Genomic DNA, 18,341 nt, shown 5'->3' on the forward strand with positions numbered 1-18,341 from the left:
GACAGACCTAGGGATGGGCAAACTTTTTGGGAACCAGGAACGTGATTGCCAGCGGGAATAGCCGGGGCGTGGGGTCGCTAAAGCGTTTGCGGATCAGGTTCGATTCCTGCTCAATTTCGATGGGAATCTGTTGGAGTCGCTCCTCCAAACTCCGACGGTTGCGTTCAAATTGCTCCCGCTCATTTTCATTAAACAGCGACAGTTGCATCAATGGGGGTTTCACCTCCTCTAGCTCCCGCAGAATGCTGTTTTTGAGTTCGTTCAGGATGGCGGTGATGTCGGCCACCTCTTTCTCGCAACGTTCACTCAAGGTGTTTTTCAAAGAAACCGCCCGCTCCTCTTTGCGGACATCCAAGCTTTGCATGAGCGGCTCGGAATAAATATCCCAGAGGGAGGCCAAGTGTTCCTTGGTGGCATCGGGAACCGGGTCGGGCAATGCTGAATTGAGAGCCTGACGCATTTCCAAGAGACTGTCGAAACGCCGAAAGCGCCCCTCGCGAATCCTCCCCCCGGCGGTGATGACCTCCTCGTGGAGCCGCTGGTGGTCGCCGCCGAGGATGACCAGCCGACCGAAAGCGACCACCGCCGGAACGTCCAATGCCGAACTAGGTACCAAGCGGGCGGTGACCCGATGGAGGGACTTGTTTGCACCACTGGCCCAGACCTCAGCCCGCAACAAGCGCAAGCACATTTGTACCAGTCGGTGGTTCAGATGAACCAACACCACATCATCTCGCCCGTGAGCAAGGTCTGGGTCAAAAGTAACAGGCCGGATTTCCCCGGTGTGGGGGTGTGCCAACCCTTGGCTACAGGCCGACCAACTCCCTCGCAAAGCAGGCAGGTGAAACAGCCCTTGTGCTCCCGGAATGGGTTGCAGTGCCGGTTGCTGGGCGACATCAAGACCCACCCGCACGACCGACTCGATATTTTCGGGTGTTAACCTCAAGTTTGTGCGGGTCTCTTGCAGTTGTTGTCTGAGTTGCTCGATTTGTTCTCTGACTTTACGCTCAAATTTCAGTAGGCGGCGCACCGGCTCGCTTTCCTGTTCCGCCTCGCGGGTTTCCAGCGTGACCCTTTTACCCAACATGGCCTCTTCCACTTGGCTGGCAATCACCGGGCCGACTTTCCCGAGGTCTTCTCGGATGGTGTTGACCTTAAGGGCGGCTCGCATCAAAAACTCCAAATCCCCTTCCAGGTCACCGGGCCGGCCCATCCCCTGAGTAGAATAGCCCTTGCCGACGAAGTGATAAATCATCACCTCGGATGCCTTTTGCCCGTGGCGGTCAATGCGACCGTTGCGCTGTTCCATCCGATTGGGATTCCACGGAATTTCATAGTGGATGAGGTTGGCGCAGTAGTTTTGTAAATCCAAACCCTCCGATGCGGCATCCGTCGCCAACAAGATGCGGACATCTGCTACATCTGGCCTCGCTTGAAATGCGGCCTTTACTTTTTCCCGTTCATCAGAATTCATCCCCCCATAGAGCATCATCAAGCGGTCATTTTGAGCTAACCCCTGACCCGCAAGAAGCTCATAGAGCCATTTTTGAGTTGTTCGGTACTCCGTAAAAATAATCACCCGCTGGTCTGACCATTGCCCTTGGGGGCGAATGTGATGATTAATCCAATTCAAGAGTTCTTGTGCCTTTGCGTCTGGACGACAGACCGCCTGGGTCCCCCACTCCCTCATAAACGTTAGTAGGGCTTGCTCCTCAGGGCTTAATGCTCGCAACAAAGTCGAAGTTTCCGTGACCGTATCATTCTCCATTGCTTCGATGAAATCATCGTCATCGCTATCTTCCTCAACCTCTGCCAAACGACGACGTAAAACTTCAACTTTGGGTTGGGCAAAAGGGCGAATTTGGCGGTATTGTGCCGTTTGAATGGTCTGCTCATGCTTCTCCAGCGTGGTCAAAAACGCCTGGGGTGACGAGAATAAACGTTTTTTGAGCAATTTGAGGACAAATTCAGTAGCAGTCTGTTCAACTTTGTCCCTAGCACCTTCCCGACGCAGTTCCATATAACGCTTCAGGGCATGATGAACCTGCCGCTCTGCTTGGGGGTAGGATACTTCAATGGCTTCCAGCTTACGGGATGGGAAACGGGGCGTGCCATCCCAGCGAGGGGGAAGTTCCTGCTTGAGCCGCCGGATCATGACCACCTGCAGTTGGTTACGGTCGGGCGGGACACCCCGGGCAAACCGCTGGGAATCCAAAAGTTCCAATAAAGCGGTGAAGCTTTCTGGGTAACCGTTATGGGGAGTGGCGGTCAAAAACAGTTTGTGCTCGAAGTGGGGTGCCAAAAGACGGATGGTTGCCGTTCTTTGCGAGTCAATCGCATAGTTGCCACCCCCTGCGGGAGCCACATGATGAGCTTCATCCAGGATCATGAGGTCAAAGCGCCGTGGGTAGATGGACTCTCCTTCAGCGGGTAGCACCTCCCGCATCAGCCGCAAGGGGCGGTCTCGTTTTAGAAAATCAATTGAGGTAATTAAGCGGGGAAAATGAGTCCAGGGATTGATATGTAAACCCCGACTACGCCGGAGTTGACGCAATAACTCACTATCCACGATCCGGAACTCCAGACCAAACTTGTCCCGCATCTGGTCATGCCACTGTACCTGGAGCGAGGAGGGACAAATGACCAAAATCCGGCGGGCACGGTGCCGCAGGATCAGTTCCTGGATCACCAGACCCGCTTCAATGGTTTTTCCCAACCCCACGTCATCGGCGATCAACAAATTTACCCGCGGCATCCGAACCGCCCGTACCACCGGATCCAGTTGGTAGTCTTCAATATCAATCCCACTACGAAACGGTGACTGCACATTTCTCATATCAGCACTGGAAGCCGCCCCCCATCCCACCGCATCCAAAAAAGCATCAAGTCGCTCCGGTGGGTCGAACCCATCTGGATAAGGCAATTTTCTGGATTCAAATAGCACGGCTCCCGGTTCAAGTTCCCAGATAATTTCTAGTTCCTCTCCCAAAGCATCATCTTCAACAGATGAAAGGCTCACTAAATGTTGAATCGGTTGCTTGTGAAGGGGCAACAGATAATTCGTGGTTAAGGCGGACACTTTGACGTTGTTGACCACGAAACGCTGACCTCTCACTTCCACAAGCTGACCCTGCTCTGGAATACTTCCTAATCTGCTACTAAGAGAATCCCTATCGGCAGTAGCGTTTGCAAAACCAGCAGGATTGAGAACCATATAGCAATTCGTAAGAAGCAAGAGCATTAAACAGTTTCTAATCTCAGGATATACCAGGCATCCAGTTTAGACCAGGCACCCAAGTGCATATTCTCCGAAATGATTGGATATAGTATGACCATTACAAGGATAATTGAGAGACTTTGTAAGTTGATCTACCCCACCATTTGTTAGCAGAAAGTTAATGCTTTAGCAAAATGACTCAAATTTGTTTTAATTTTATAGAACCCATTTGACATCTTATAGAATACAGAGAAATTGCATGGACACAGTGGAGATAGTATGGCGTATTCCAGCGACCTTAGTGATGCAGAATGGGAGATTGTTGAACCGCTGTTATTGGAATTACTACCCAAGAAGAAAAAAACTCGTCCCCCCAAATGGACAAATAGACAAATCATTAATGGCATCTTGTATCAACTCAAAAACGGTTGTAATTGGTGTGACCTACCTAGAGATTTACCCCCTTATTCAACGGTTTACTGGCACTATAAACAATGGCGAGATGCTGGAGCATTGACTCAATTGATGCACCGATTACACCAACAAGTACGAGAACAGGTAAAAAAAAATCCCAATGGACAACCCTAATCATCATTGACTCCCAAGCGGTAAAAAATACTTGTAATGCGAGTATTGATTCTAAAGGATATTGTTTCTACAAAGCCACTAATGGTATCAAGCGACATCTAGCTGTAGATACCCTTGGGTTTCCTTTTTTCACTCATTGTACGCCTGCCCATGTATCGGATGATGTGGGATTAGTGGAAATGCTGACCCTAAATATGGATTATTTTAGAGCCAAGCCGGTGACGATTCCCAAAATTACGATTTTGTTAGACCGGGGGTATCATATTAACTTTTTAATCAAAGAATTGGAGCAGATTTATCCAGAAATTATGACTATAGCTAAGCATACAAAGGTTGACATGATATGGGTCGCTGGGCGTAGCCCCACATTGGTTCCCCAGAATCTTAAGGCGACAACCTTAACCTACCTAGCTATAAAATCCGCTTTGAATTGTCAACGAAGCCGTCAAAACAAAAGAAATCAGGCTTTGTGCCTGTGACAGCCAGGTGGGTAATTGAGCGGTCGAATGCTTGGATGGAGCGGTGCAAGAGTCTGGTCAAGAACTTTGAACGAACTCTGACCCATGCCGTCACCAAAATAAACCTATGTTTTATTCGCCTTATGTTGAAGCGTCTCGCATCTCCTCCTTGAAATCTCAAATGGGTTCTATAGGGGTTCGATCTCTAAGTCAATTGTCTCTCTCCCTCCACCCCCTTATAGTCTTACCCCCTCTATAACAACTCCCTACCTAGAAACTTTACTACCCTCTCTTCCCTCCACCTCTCTCTCTATTTGATTGACTTTTAGCAATTTAACTCTACTTCATCCCGTTTGACCTTTTGTAACTTCATCTGTATCTATTTTGTATGTACCTACTCTTATCCGATCTATACTTAATTCAATGATTGCTAATTTGCTCTTCACTAAACCTATCAATGGTTAATTGACTATCCTACTCTTGTCATTATCTCTATTTTAGTTAATCCTTAACTATTGTTCGCCTTAATAGTAAACTATTGCCCTTCCAATATCCTATAATTTATTCTGTCTTATCTTGGTCACTTGTTGTATCTATTTGTATTGCAATTGTCGCTTCTTCCTTAATTATGGTGCCTTACTTTGCTCTACTGTTAGCATTCTTAATGCCTTATGTTTTGTTGAAAAACTTGCTAATGTCTTTTTCTGTATATGTTATACTTTTGGTTGTTTAGCTGTCACTTATATGTCTAGTAACTCACTGATAAGTATCTAAATTAATGTGCAGAGATTGACTAGTTTTTATGGTTGCGTTGTTATTAAAGTATATTTCAATTATATGACAATTGCTTATCCATCTAATTTCCTTCTACATTGCTAACTGTATGTTACATTAAGATGTAGAAGCTTCGCAGCTAGTCTGATAGTTGCAATGGTAGACTAGCAAATCCTACTCTAAGATTGCTCGTATGGTCGCTCGTATGACAACTGTCCGGTCGCTTATTGATCCTGCGCAATGCCTGACTTTTGACCCACCTGTAAAATTTAAATAGACTTCAACATATCATACTGAATCTATAACTCCTGAGAGAGTGACATCGAAATGAGTTTAGAGGATGATCAGGAGGTGAAGCAAAGAGATGACTAACACGTAGACTTTAGGAATGATACTGGATAATGAAATTAGAAGTTTCCTGAACATTCAAAGACAGAGATAACTAGTATATGCACTCTAGGAGCAATACCAGATGAGGATACTGACACACTAGACAGGGCATAGTTGCATTGGTGCTTATGTTAATGAACAAGTTAGCATTTTAATAAACAAGCTTTAAGCCTAAACATGAAACATTGATAGGATATATACTGAAAGTAATAGATTGCACAAACTTAAGCATATTGTCAGCATATACCAGAAACCATAGAGGAATTCAGAAATACACTAAAGTGAACTGTTAAGTGGGCATATTATGTAAGTATGCTAAAAATATAGAGTAAATTATAGTATCAAGCAAATTTAATTATACTTAGGCATAAAGAGATACTTAGAGATGCAACTTATTAGGAACTACAACAAAATATGTTCAAGACTAATAAGTGGTCAAAGATTGAAGTTAAAAATGACAGTATGAGTGGCACAAGAAGTAACAATAGAATTACAGTAAGTGAGCATATAGTTTAGAAATTAGTGAGTAGTAGTAATTGGATAGAGATGAAAAGCAGGTGGAAATGAAATATGTTAGGGAGCGGTAAAGCTACTTAGGAAGAGTTAGGGATAATAAAATAGTTTGTAGGATGATATAGAACCCATTTGAGATTTCAAGGAGGAGATGCGAGACGCTTCAACATAAGGCGAATAAAACATAGGTTTATTTTGGTGACGGCATGGGTCAGAGTTCGTTCAAAGTTCTTGACCAGACTCTTGCACCGCTCCATCCAAGCATTCGACCGCTCAATTACCCACCTGGCTGTCACAGGCACAAAGCCTGATTTCTTTTGTTTTGACGGCTTCGTTGACAATTCAAAGCGGATTTTATAGCTAGGTAGGTTAAGGTTGTCGCCTTAAGATTCTGGGGAACCAATGTGGGGCTACGCCCAGCGACCCATATCATGTCAACCTTTGTATGCTTAGCTATAGTCATAATTTCTGGATAAATCTGCTCCAATTCTTTGATTAAAAAGTTAATATGATACCCCCGGTCTAACAAAATCGTAATTTTGGGAATCGTCACCGGCTTGGCTCTAAAATAATCCATATTTAGGGTCAGCATTTCCACTAATCCCACATCATCCGATACATGGGCAGGCGTACAATGAGTGAAAAAAGGAAACCCAAGGGTATCTACAGCTAGATGTCGCTTGATACCATTAGTGGCTTTGTAGAAACAATATCCTTTAGAATCAATACTCGCATTACAAGTATTTTTTACCGCTTGGGAGTCAATGATGATTAGGGTTGTCCATTGGGATTTTTTTTACCTGTTCTCGTACTTGTTGGTGTAATCGGTGCATCAATTGAGTCAATGCTCCAGCATCTCGCCATTGTTTATAGTGCCAGTAAACCGTTGAATAAGGGGGTAAATCTCTAGGTAGGTCACACCAATTACAACCGTTTTTGAGTTGATACAAGATGCCATTAATGATTTGTCTATTTGTCCATTTGGGGGGACGAGTTTTTTTCTTCTTGGGTAGTAATTCCAATAACAGCGGTTCAACAATCTCCCATTCTGCATCACTAAGGTCGCTGGAATACGCCATACTATCTCCACTGTGTCCATGCAATTTCTCTGTATTCTATAAGATGTCAAATGGGTTCTATATGTATCCACTCACCGGGTTTAGTTTTGGGGATACGATAGTGGTGCGCTCAACTAAAACGGGGCAACCTTGGTTCCGCTTCTGCCACTGCTCCTTAAAGTTGAATAAGTTAAGACGGCGGATTATTCCAGTAGTCAAGGAAGGCATACAAAACACGTTTGGCGGTTTCTTTAAGCCTGAGTGGTAGCTTGATGGTTCCACGCTCGATTTGGTACAGGTATTCATTAAAGTAGGGTCTAAAGTCAAATTTTTTAATATTTAGAAGTATTAGGATGTCCTCGACATGGTTCCCCTCTTTCCGCAACTGTTGGATGCGCTCGCCAATTCTCACGGGTAGCCGGTAGGTTCTGGTTTCTTCCCCCCATCCCCCCTCAACCCAGTTCGGGTTGCCCCTGCCCCTTTTCACCTCGGTTTATCCCCTAAAAATGTGTAACTCTATTTTAGTCATAAAGTGTCGCATTTACTGGCGTTAAGCTCCTTGGCAGGCGTGTCAGTCGGTAATATTGTGACCCTATTTTAAGCAATGAGTATTGCATTAATAAAAGCCTGAAAACAGCTTGTTGATAAGGGTGATAATCCGGCAAACTGTCACTACAAAGTTATGTCAATTCTGCAAATGGAAAATATCTTAGAGGAATAATTTAAAGATATAGTCTCGAAATGTTTGATTTAAAGTAATCAAACTATACCTGAGAGCGTGAGCCTCGGATTGGTGAGGATTTTCGGGAATGGGTGCAACGGACAGGGGCAGTGTTCCCGGCGGTCGGTAGTGCTATCTTTGTAATGCTCAAAAAAGAGTCACAAGGATTTTTAGGGGGATGAGTCGTGTGGTATTTAAGGCAACCAACGAGGAGCCAGCGGGAGGGCAACGGGGGATGGTGGATTGCTCCCATGCCCATGAGATAAAGTTTTTTGGGAATTGCTCCCCTAATTTGCCTAGGGAGTTAGACCGCCCGCCCTCGTCAACGGCAGGGACTTCGTTGGCAACCTAGCGTGTCATTTGTAGTTATTTTATAATAACAAACAATTACTTGGATAGCACTACCCGGCGGTCTGGGTGAGAATTTTTCAGAAGGGGGAACGTAGGGGCGGACAAAAGTAGTTGTCTCTCGGTTTCAGACATACTGGGTTCCGGGGGTTGCCAGTACTGAGGGAATACAGTACCGGTGAGGGGCAACTGCCGGAGAGCTTGTGATTAAATCTGAGGGGATTGCAGGCAATCAGTCCCGAAAGTAACTCTGAAATGCTGGTAAACACAGGTCGAGCGTTAGTACATTAACATACATTGAAAAATGAATTAGCGAAGATGTGATACCATAAAAATCGCCTGTAGTTCTGAGCCATAGCTCCATTGAAGCTGTATCTGCACTTCTATTGAAAGTGAAAGAGCAAACTATTTCTGTGGCTCTAAACTACAGCTATCAAAGTGCTAAACTATATTCAAAAGCTAAAATAACTAAGTCGAAACTAATGTTTGCACGTTTTTTCTGTCAATTATTTTCAGCAGAATTGTGAAAGGAGGTCATCATGTTCACTCGTGCAGAAATTGAAAAATTGCTGTTCCTTGACGTAGAAACAGCTCGTAATCAGGATAAATTTGAGGAACTAGATGCAGATATGCAGGGCTTTTGGGAAGATAAAGCTCGACAATACTATAAAGCAGAGGATGATCCAGATTTTGATACCCCTTATTCTTATAAAGAAAAAGCAGGACTTTTTGCCGAATTTAACCGAGTGGTATGTGTGTCGACTGGATATATCCGCTGGTCTGATGATGGTAAAGCGGTAGGTCGTACTAGGTCATTCTATGGTTCTGATGAAAAGGCTATACTATTGAAACAGCTAGTTTATTGAGTAGTCCCAAGCTTCTTGGATATACCTTATGCGGTCATAATATTAAAGGTTTTGATATTCCGGTATTGGCTCGTCGAATGCTCATCAATCAGGTCTTACCCTTACCAAAAATTCTTCATGTTTATGACAAAAAACCCTGGGAAATACCCTTTAAAGACACAATGGAATTATGGAGATTTGGTGATTTCAAAAACTATACTAAGCTGGTACTTTTAACTAAGTTATTTGATATTCCTAGCCCGAAAATGGATATGGACGGTAGCCATGTGGGAGATTTGTACTGGAGTGGAGATAATTATGAAAAAATTGCTCGCTACTGTGAAGCAGATGTGCGAGCAACGATGAACTTAGTATTGCGTTGGAGTGGTATGGAACTGCTCACTGAAAACAGTGCTTCCTAAATCGCAAAGGGGCTGTGGGGGAAAACCACAGTGAGAGCCTGGCTCGATATGATGGGAGCGGACTTTACGGGGGCGTCTTCAAAGGGGCTGTGGGGGAAAACCACAGTGAGAGCGGGCAACCGTGGAGTACATCATTATCGATCCAATCATCCTTCAAAGGGGCTGTGGGGGAAAACCACAGTGAGAGTACGGAAATTTGGAGCGGTTATGGGGGAAATTGTTTGCCTTCAAAGGGGCTGTGGGGGAAAACCACAGTGAGAGAAACCAACCTGTTTGCTCTCAGATGCTGGCAAATAGCTTCAAAGGGGCTGTGGGGGAAAACCACAGTGAGAGTGCTTCATATCTGGATTGGCTGGAGCCTGGGCAACACCTTCAAAGGGGCTGTGGGGGAAAACCACAGTGAGAGTAGGGGCTTGTGGGAGTAGAGCCTAGCCATCTGGACCTTCAAAGGGGCTGTGGGGGAAAACCACAGTGAGAGTGCTTCATATCTGGATTGGCTGGAGCCTGGGCAACACCTTCAAAGGGGCTGTGGGGGAAAACCACAGTGAGAGCCTGGCTCGATATGATGGGAGCGGACTTTACGGGGGCGTCTTCAAAGGGGCTGTGGGGGAAAACCACAGTGAGAGCTCAAATCTAACCAGTAAGAACAGACATTCAGGATAGGTCCTTCAAAGGGGCTGTGGGGGAAAACCACAGTGAGAGTAGGGGCTTGTGGGAGTAGAGCCTAGCCATCTGGACCTTCAAAGGGGCTGTGGGGGAAAACCACAGTGAGAGTGCTTCATATCTGGATTGGCTGGAGCCTGGGCAACACCTTCAAAGGGGCTGTGGGGGAAAACCACAGTGAGAGTACGGAAATTTGGAGCGGTTATGGGGGAAATTGTTTGCCTTCAAAGGGGCTGTGGGGGAAAACCACAGTGAGAGTGCAAGCTGGGGGGGAGTTGGAAATGGAAGCATGGCACCTTCAAAGGGGCTGTGGGGGAAAACCACAGTGAGAGCCTGGCTCGATATGATGGGAGCGGACTTTACGGGGGCGTCTTCAAAGGGGCTGTGGGGGAAAACCACAGTGAGAGCGGGCAACCGTGGAGTACATCATTATCGATCCAATCATCCTTCAAAGGGGCTGTGGGGGAAAACCACAGTGAGAGAAACCAACCTGTTTGCTCTCAGATGCTGGCAAATAGCTTCAAAGGGGCTGTGGGGGAAAACCACAGTGAGAGCTCAAATCTAACCAGTAAGAACAGACATTCAGGATAGGTCCTTCAAAGGGGCTGTGGGGGAAAACCACAGTGAGAGTACGGAAATTTGGAGCGGTTATGGGGGAAATTGTTTGCCTTCAAAGGGGCTGTGGGGGAAAACCACAGTGAGAGCCCTGGAACTCCCCGAACTCTAAATCCCTAGAAATCCTTCAAAGGGGCTGTGGGGGAAAACCACAGTGAGAGCTGTTTCCGGAAACCAACCTATACGGGGAGGACGACCTTCAAAGGGGCTGTGGGGGAAAACCACAGTGAGAGTGTCGGAAGTGCTCTCCAGCCGTAGCTTAGATGAACGCCTTCAAAGGGGCTGTGGGGGAAAACCACAGTGAGAGTACGGAACCGGTGCGAACGGTAAAGATGCTCTAAGCCTTCAAAGGGGCTGTGGGGGAAAACCACAGTGAGAGCTCTCCGGTTGATTTTCTTCCATCTTCTGGAAGCCTTCCTTCAAAGGGGCTGTGGGGGAAAACCACAGTGAGAGTCCCTATAGAAATTCCCGATTTATTGCCGCCGGATGGACTCCTTCAAAGGGGCTGTGGGGGAAAACCACAGTGAGAGTCGGGTGCCCGGACAAGTTCAATTTGATCATAATTCCTTCAAAGGGGCTGTGGGGGAAAACCACAGTGAGAGGCCCTAAACGAGGTGCACAGCGTGATGAACCTGCCCGAACCTTCAAAGGGGCTGTGGGGGAAAACCACAGTGAGAGGGCATGGGGTTAGGATGCTGATGGGATGGGCATTAGCGGGGGCAAATTGGCAAACCTGACCTATTGTAGCGATTTTTCTCCTTTTCTCTAGCAGGGTTTGAGCAAAAATCCTTGAGCCATAGGGGTTTGAGGGGTTGGCAAACCTGGTTTTCAGGGGCATTCCTCGAAAAAGCGTGGACATGAGGCTTTCAGCCAATTTTTTCGTCTGCACTCAAAACCTCGCTGGTGGTTTGCCATTTTTTCAGGCAGGGCATGAAAACACCTAAACCAAAGTGCGCCGCATAGCCCAGCGCTAACGGGCCGACAATCGCTTCTGGAAAAGTTATCTCGACCCAGTAGGCTTTATTGCCCGCATGGGAGCCATTTCCCTTCTGACGTAGCCGCTGGTAGGCATACCAGGGATATAGCCCATCAAAACCTTCCTGGGTGACAAGGATATGGTTTTTCCAAGTCCAGCCTGGTGGTTCCGAGAATTTCAGCAAGTCATGTTTCCGCAAACAACGAATTTGGGATAATACCTGGTGTTCCGGGCTGTCAATTAGCAGTTGTGAGGCTGGGTCTAATTTGGGATTTCTCTTAAAATGGCGTGGCAAAACCATCGGGGTCAGCGAACGCCAAGTGGTTGCCTTGGCTATCAGAGGCGATACCCCCGGAATGCGGCTTTCCAGGGTTGTGGCGTAGTCCTTGACCCGCCCTAGTTGAATCAAAATGGTTTGGAGTTCCCCCTCACTGGTTTCGTTGCTCCAGACCTTCTTTAAGTCACGCAAAGCCTTGAGGGCTTTTTCATCAAACCCCTTAGCCGCATAAACCAAAACATGGTCAATAAACCCATCCCCATCCACATCTTCCGATAAATACCAGCAATGGGGATGGCCTTGGACAGGCAGTGGATTGCCCGTATCATCTAAATTTTCCGGGTCCCGACCAGAAAATAGAACATGACCTTTGCTCCAGGACATCAAAGCCTCTCTGAAGCGTTCCCCGATGGACAAGGCACGAGTCAATTTCGGCAGTACATTACCAGATAAAGCAAAGCGTGCGAAAGCAGGTTCGCCTGCGAGGGAAAAGCCCTTGCGAGGGCTAGATTCGCTCTGTTGTTCGCCTGCGAGGGAAAAGCCCTTGCGAGGGCTAGATTCGCTCTGTTTGGGGGGGTCATTCAAGATATAAGCAACCCACCGCGCCCCTGGAATGCCACTCCACCCCTGGCGGTGCCAGTCGCCAATATCCAGCTCCAAAGCAGATAGAATGTCCTGCGGTATTTTGTATCTGGCTTTCCCTCGTTTCGGGGGCGGAAGCGTCTGCGACTTGAGTTTTGCTAACTCTTCTTGCATCGGCACCAAAACCTTGACCGTGTGGGTGCCCGTTCCGCCCACTGCTTCTAATAAAGGGAAAGCCTTCTGTCCCCCGAGGGAAGGTTGATCCTGGATAGAGAGTTCCGCCCAGGATTCGGCACGCCCCAGGTAGCTGATACGTTCACACAGTTGGGCAAGGAGCCTGCGGTGTGACTCGGACAACACCAGTCCCGGCCAGGTCATCCAAATCACAGCATCCTCAGAGCCAGCCCCGTTTCCCAACGCCAGAAATGTATCGAACACTAAGGTCTTGCAATTTTCGCCTTCCTTCCATACAGGCATATAGTGGCGGGTATGCCCCTGAGCAGTGGGTGGGAGATAGTAATGGGGTAAAACACTGGATAAACGCTCCAACAACCCCAATAAAACCGAACGGTCAGGGCGTTCCGGGAGGCGGTAGTAGCTAAAGACAAACGTTCGGTACAGGCGCCAGGGCGAGGGGGGCCACTCCAACACCCCCTCATTCACTTGGTGATTCCAATCCGTGGCATGATAGCGCCCGGCTAAAAACCAAATTTTCAAGTTTAGGGTCATCGTTTTATCCCTCCACTGCTTCCGTATCGGGGGCATTACCCGTTGCCCCATTCCCTTTCTTCTTCTTTGGTTTTGGTATGTATGTCACCTTAGTAATTGCAGGGTTTGCAAAAGCTGGCTGGGCAGTTTCTATTAACTTTGGCAACGCTTCAGATAAAACCTCAATACTGGGGAGTTCAAACCCTGCGGGCTTCTTCACGTTTAATGCAACCACTTCCAAGTCACAGGCGGTACGGAGTCGTAGTCCATTTTCCAAAAACTTTTGTATCTTCCATAGGGCTATGGCAATCAACAAATTCTCTACGTCATCCCCCAAGCTATACCCATAAATTTGCGCTAAATCTAAGCTGAAATAAGCCTTGATTTCCCTGGCCGTGTATTCAACCCGATGATAGGGGATATTGCCAGCCCCCTGTTCCGCATCTCCTTTGGCATTAATCCGGTCAAGTTTTACACCCCCTGAGACCACTTTCTCAACCCCGTGCGCTTCAATAAATCCCGAAAGTGCCCGGGGCATTTTATAACGTCCTCCAGCGATTTCACTCTTGGCTAGAAACAGCCCATGTAACAAGCAATTCAGATCATACTTAACTAGTAGCTTAGCAAAGCACTCAAACTTTAGGGGCTTATCGGGCGCAATTTCTAGTTCCTGTTTGAGTATATTTAGAAAGCTATCATCTTTGCTTTCCAAGATATAGTTGGAATTAAGACGATGAGCTTCCAAGAGAGAATTGGTTAAGAAGTCACCACTTTGGTCATACACTTCCACGTAGGGGATGCCTTGCAACTCCTTAACCACCGTTTTGTTGGCTGTATCCCAAATAGTTGCTTCCAGGCGATTGGCCACACTTTGGGGGGACTCGACAAGGAGCATCACGGTACCATCTGGGAGACGATATTCTGCGGCTCCTAAATCAGGGAACCCAGTGGGTTGGAAGCGAGTTCCTTGTACTGGAGCCAGTTTTGCTTCGAGCAACAAACGAGAGGCGGATTTGAGGTCAGTAAACATCTCAGTAAACATCAAGGTATCTCCTTTACAAAAAAGAACAATTGGCAAAAGAACAATTGGCAGGGGAAAGGTCATGATTCGCCTTAAGCAAGGGAAGAATTAATTTTTCCCTTTGCCCAAGAGTAAGGGGGAACGCCAGGGCTGCCCCCATTCGTCGGGTTCGCTCAGGCGGTTCGTGAATCCCTTCATGCAAACCGATGGGCAAACCATCGGCACGGAGGCGATGGAGGACAAGCGTCATTGCGGAAAAGCAATCACCGGCTGTGAGTTGTCCGAGCAAATTGGGAACACGCTTCACCTCTACCTTCTGCTCCCCCCATTTGACCAAGCCACTGTGGACATTGACCAAGACCCCAAAGGCTGGGGGCAAATCCGGCGGCAGGTGGGGTTCGAAAGGTACAGGTTGGTCAGGAATCTTCAGCAGGCATAGCCCCCGCAAAATTGCCTCCAACCGCACTTCATCCACGTTCCCATTGATCCAAGCGGCAACATCGCTCAAAGACGCATAAGCTTTCGGTCTCATCGAAGCCTGTGAGCTTTCCTGAGCTTGAGAAGCCATATCCGCCTGCTCCTCTGAGGATTGGGAGGATTCGGCTTTACTCTGCTGTTGTTGCTCAATTGCTTCCCGTTGGAGCAAGTGCAATAGATTGGTGGTCAGCGACCCTTGTTGCCAGGTGGTGATAGGGTCATTTTCTTCAGCCCATTCCAGACGAATGGTTTTACCGCGTCTTTTTTCGCGGACTTTGACCAAGCGTTGGCGCATCAATGGCCTGCCTGCCAGTGCCAAAGCCAACCGGAATTCAGGTTCATCCGTAGCTAGGGCTACCAGCCACTGCTTTGCTCGTTCGTAAGCCTTCCCCCAAATGGTAGGAAAAGGTTTTATGCCCTTTTCCAGGGTAAATTTGAGCGACCGACTCAAGGCCGCTTCCATCGCCCCAAGTGCTATCAGTACCTCCAGGAGAGACTCCTTCCCACAAGCCAGTTGAAAAATACTCTCCTCCAAATACCGATAGGCATTGCGCACGGAAGCCGGGGACGTTTCGGAATTGGTTCTTCTCAAAGACATCAACCAAGAATCAATATCGGCCAGCAGGTCTACTTGCGGCTGTTGCTGGGGTGCAAATTGACCAAGGGGAATCGCAAAATAGGATAAGCCATTACGCTCCAAGAAGCTGTACCGGACAAAAGCGTGGATACCCCGTTGGCGTGCCAAGTTGGACAACCCCCGGGCGAAATCAACCCCCGTCTGCGCTGTCCGTTTTTTCACCTTGGCTCGGCCTTCCGAGAACAGGGATTGCAGTCCTTTTAGCCCGACAGGCGTTGTCCATACAGGAACCCAAAGTTCCGCCCTAGCCCGATCCGTCGCACTGGCACTGCCATAGCCCACAGCAGAAGCCCGTACCGTAAATGGATAGGCTAGTTCCCCCGGTGCGGTGTGCTCATAACGCCGGGTACTCCCCGCCCGAAATAGAATCAGCCCCTCCATCATCAAGACGAAATCCCAGGCATTGACCCGTGAATCGGCCTGAAAGCCGGGATGAGCATTCACCCCCCCCGCCGCTAGGGGATGAAACTGTCCAATCGAACCCTTAAATGATAAACCTGGAAGAATCTCGCCAAATAAGGAAGCCTGTAACAATACATCGGCTTCAGGTTGGGGAGTTCCTTGGTCTTTCTTAATGAGGTCTAACAAACGTTGCATAAAGGTGCGGCTGAATTCTAAATTGCCATCATTACCACCGGAACCCGTCAAGGGAGGAAATTTAATTTCTTCATCAGCAATGAGGGAGCACGTATCCAACCAAGGGAGTGCCGGGTCGGGCAATTGGTTACGCAGTTTGACCAACAGTCGCTTCTTTCCCTTCTCCGAGGGTTGTTTTTGCAACCCCATCTCGTGGACGATTGTCAAGGCAATTTCAATAGCTTCCCGATAGGACTGAAATCGCACAGTAGTGGAATTTCGAACCTGGGTAAGGGTATTCCCTTTGTCTTTTGGGAAAAAGCCAGTTTGTCCATTCCACGGAGCCAGGATGGGCGTCGGCTGATACTCCCGTAGGAAAAACTGCTCCAGAGCCGGTGCATCGAGGCTGGAAACCAGATAAAATCCATTCTCTTGCCAATAGCACCGGGCTTGCGGGTCTTTCTGCTCGGCCACCAAGCGGAACACCCCAAGGGCTTTGAGATAACTCGCCAAAGGTTGAGTCTGACAACCAGGCAAAGCCAGGACATTGCTCATAAACATCACTCCATCGTGGATGTAGGGGTAGAGGCTCGCCAGTCTGTTATACGAACCAGCATCTCCAAAAAGGCCAACTTGAAAGGGCCGTATTGTTCCAGCAGGGCATAAGCCCGCTCGGTCCAAGAATCTGCCCCCAACTGCATACACTTGAGGGTGAGTTGCAGAGAAGGGATGGTCACGCCGCCCCCCAAATCCACTTCAGACACGCAGTCTCCCTCATGGACACCCAGGGCGTACAACTCTTTGCCTTGAGGTTTAATTTCATGGGGACGGGGCTGAATATTCATACGGACTTTTCCGTGGTGACAAACGACCAGGTAAGCCAGCAAAAAATCCTCATTGTTCTGTAGCGCCATTAAGGCACTGACCAATTCATGCCGAAACCCCCGGCGGTCGTGTGGCCAGATGTATTGCTTTTGTCTATCCCTTGGCGGTGCCTTAGCCCAGAGCTGATCCGTAGGTACGGGAGGATTCTGTTCCCAGCGCAACATCTTCTGGAATTCTTCATGAGCTTTTCCCGCATCATGCCATTGGGCGGCTCTGCACAGTAGCGTTTTCGGCAACGGCGATTGCCCCCAAACCCCATGTAATTTTTGGCAAAGTTCATCCATTACCTGTGCCGTTTTGATGGAGTGCTCTTGCAAAGATTCCCACTGGGCGGAGAAGCTGAGCGGGTCTCTCCCGTCGCCATCCGGTTCAATCAAGCTGTTGTCCTCGAGTTCTACTGGTGCTGGTTTGTCTTTGGGGTTCCCGGTAAACCCAAGCTCCGCACTATATCCCCCCAAGCTACAGTGCAAGAGCAACCTTTGGCCGGGATAAAATGATTGCGCCCGGGTCCATTCCCCATCCCAAACCCAGGCAATCCCTTGCACCTTCTCCAGAAACTCCTTGATTCGATAAACACGAACTGAGCAAAGCTCCTCTTTTTGTAATGCCCCTTTGTAACCAGCATCTTCGGGGGTCTGGGGGGGAACTGTCCCTTCCCATTCACGCCATGCTACCTGCACATCCAGGTCTTCCGCATTACGGATAAACCGTGAAACATCAATATCATGACCCGCTAAATCCACTGAGGTATCGAAAAGCTCCAAAATATCGGTTTTCCGTGGAATCAGTCCCTCAATCTCTGGGGTTACTATCTGCATCTCTCTAATACGATTCAACCCCACATCTTCCAGTTTTTCTAACTGTTCCCGGGCAATCTTCAGTTCTTCAACGGTGTACGGCTGGGCGATACCTCTCCAATTCAAGTCGGGAATATCCACCCAATACACGAATGCCGTTGCGTATTCTCCTTTGCGATTGCACCGCCCAAACCGTTGCACTAAGGCAGACCAAGGAGCCAACTCTGTGATGAGGTTTTTTGCAGAAATATCAACCCCTGCCTCCACCGCTTGGGTCGTGACCAATATGCCGCTTTTGCCGCTACGATACTCGTTAATTTTAGAGTTTTGTATGCGCCGCTCAGCCAAACGAAACCGGGAGTGAATCAACGTGATAGATTCCGTTTCTGGGATTAATTTTTTTAATACCTGATAAACAGCCTGTGCGCGAGAAACCCGATTACATATGATAAGTGTCAAGGTTCCTGGTTCATGAATTTCTGCAACTTCCGCTGCCAGTGCTTTGGCGTAGGCCGCTTCCTGCTTAGGAGCAGGTAAAGGTTTCCCCTTCGCATCCTGCCGCTGACTCAGAGTGGTTGCTAGCTTCCTTAACGTTTTCACTGCCCCTAACCGTTGTTTCACCACAGGGGACTGCTCGTCCGTTTCGGTCAGAGTCAACACATTGGGATTGCGGTTATTCTGCCGGAAATCAGGGGTATCTAAAAACTTGGGGTCAAGCGTAGCGGACATCCAGATTGAGTGGGTGGGTCCGTAGGTGCCGAATTGCTCCCGAAAGCCCTGCAACTGGGCAGTG

Annotated in this window: 11 protein-coding genes and 1 CRISPR repeat array; of the genes, 4 read left to right on the forward strand and 7 right to left on the reverse strand. The window is 48.0% G+C overall.

Annotated features, from left to right (window positions below):
* Window positions 1–7: 7 nt before the first annotated feature.
* On the reverse strand, window positions 8–3,142 hold the full coding sequence (gene drmD, locus MLD66_RS14200) for a DISARM system SNF2-like helicase DrmD (protein WP_339397081.1): 3,135 nt from the start codon (window positions 3,140–3,142) through the stop codon (window positions 8–10).
* A gap of 569 nt (window positions 3,143–3,711) precedes the next feature.
* Between drmD and MLD66_RS14205 the strand changes: the two genes are divergently transcribed.
* Entirely contained in the window at window positions 3,712–4,284 is a 573-nt protein-coding gene (locus MLD66_RS14205) for a transposase (RefSeq protein ID WP_339397075.1), read from the forward strand.
* A gap of 1,948 nt (window positions 4,285–6,232) precedes the next feature.
* Here MLD66_RS14205 and MLD66_RS14210 read toward each other — a convergent pair.
* Window positions 6,233–6,712 carry a transposase gene (locus tag MLD66_RS14210; protein WP_339397083.1) on the reverse strand — a complete coding sequence of 160 codons (480 nt, stop codon included), beginning with the start codon at window positions 6,710–6,712 and terminating at the stop codon, window positions 6,233–6,235.
* Entirely contained in the window at window positions 6,702–7,019 is a 318-nt protein-coding gene (locus MLD66_RS14215; RefSeq protein ID WP_247219352.1) for a transposase, read from the reverse strand. The genes MLD66_RS14210 and MLD66_RS14215 overlap by 11 nt, the downstream gene beginning before the upstream one ends.
* An 878-nt stretch (window positions 7,020–7,897) precedes the next feature.
* Here MLD66_RS14215 and MLD66_RS14220 point away from each other — a divergent pair.
* The 3 genes from MLD66_RS14220 to MLD66_RS14230 all read left to right on the forward strand — a co-directional run bounded on the left by MLD66_RS14220 (window position 7,898) and on the right by MLD66_RS14230 (window position 9,334).
* Entirely contained in the window at window positions 7,898–8,071 is a 174-nt protein-coding gene (locus MLD66_RS14220; RefSeq protein ID WP_247219353.1) for a hypothetical protein, read from the forward strand.
* Window positions 8,072–8,606: 535 nt separating this feature from the next.
* Window positions 8,607–8,933: a hypothetical protein gene (locus MLD66_RS14225; protein WP_247219355.1), complete on the forward strand. Its 327-nt coding sequence runs from the start codon at window positions 8,607–8,609 to the stop codon at window positions 8,931–8,933.
* Window positions 8,930–9,334, forward strand: coding sequence for a hypothetical protein (locus MLD66_RS14230; RefSeq protein ID WP_247219357.1), 405 nt, complete (start codon window positions 8,930–8,932; stop codon window positions 9,332–9,334). The genes MLD66_RS14225 and MLD66_RS14230 overlap by 4 nt, the downstream gene beginning before the upstream one ends.
* A CRISPR array of direct repeats spans window positions 9,335–11,290; the repeat unit is 36 nt; unit sequence CTTCAAAGGGGCTGTGGGGGAAAACCACAGTGAGAG.
* A gap of 188 nt (window positions 11,291–11,478) precedes the next feature.
* Here the strand turns inward: MLD66_RS14230 and csb2 are convergent.
* The 4 genes from csb2 to cas3 form a co-directional block, all read right to left on the reverse strand.
* On the reverse strand, window positions 11,479–13,176 hold the full coding sequence (gene csb2 / locus MLD66_RS14235; RefSeq protein ID WP_247219359.1) for a type I-U CRISPR-associated protein Csb2: 1,698 nt from the start codon (window positions 13,174–13,176) through the stop codon (window positions 11,479–11,481).
* A 4-nt stretch (window positions 13,177–13,180) separates the two neighbouring features.
* The gene (gene cas7u, locus MLD66_RS14240; protein WP_247219361.1) at window positions 13,181–14,260 is read right to left on the reverse strand and encodes a type I-U CRISPR-associated RAMP protein Csb1/Cas7u; all 1,080 of its coding nucleotides are present in this window, start codon (window positions 14,258–14,260) and stop codon (window positions 13,181–13,183) included.
* Entirely contained in the window at window positions 14,211–16,421 is a 2,211-nt protein-coding gene (gene csx17, locus MLD66_RS14245) for a type I-U CRISPR-associated protein Csx17 (RefSeq protein ID WP_247219363.1), read from the reverse strand. The genes cas7u and csx17 overlap by 50 nt, the downstream gene beginning before the upstream one ends.
* A gap of 5 nt (window positions 16,422–16,426) precedes the next feature.
* Window positions 16,427–18,341 (reverse strand): CRISPR-associated helicase Cas3' (gene cas3 / locus MLD66_RS14250; RefSeq protein WP_247219368.1); only part of this gene is annotated, 1,915 nt, incomplete at its 5' end.

Source organism: Synechococcus sp. C9, assembly GCF_022984075.1.
In the GTDB taxonomy this organism is placed as follows: domain Bacteria; phylum Cyanobacteriota; class Cyanobacteriia; order Gloeomargaritales; family Gloeomargaritaceae; genus Gloeomargarita.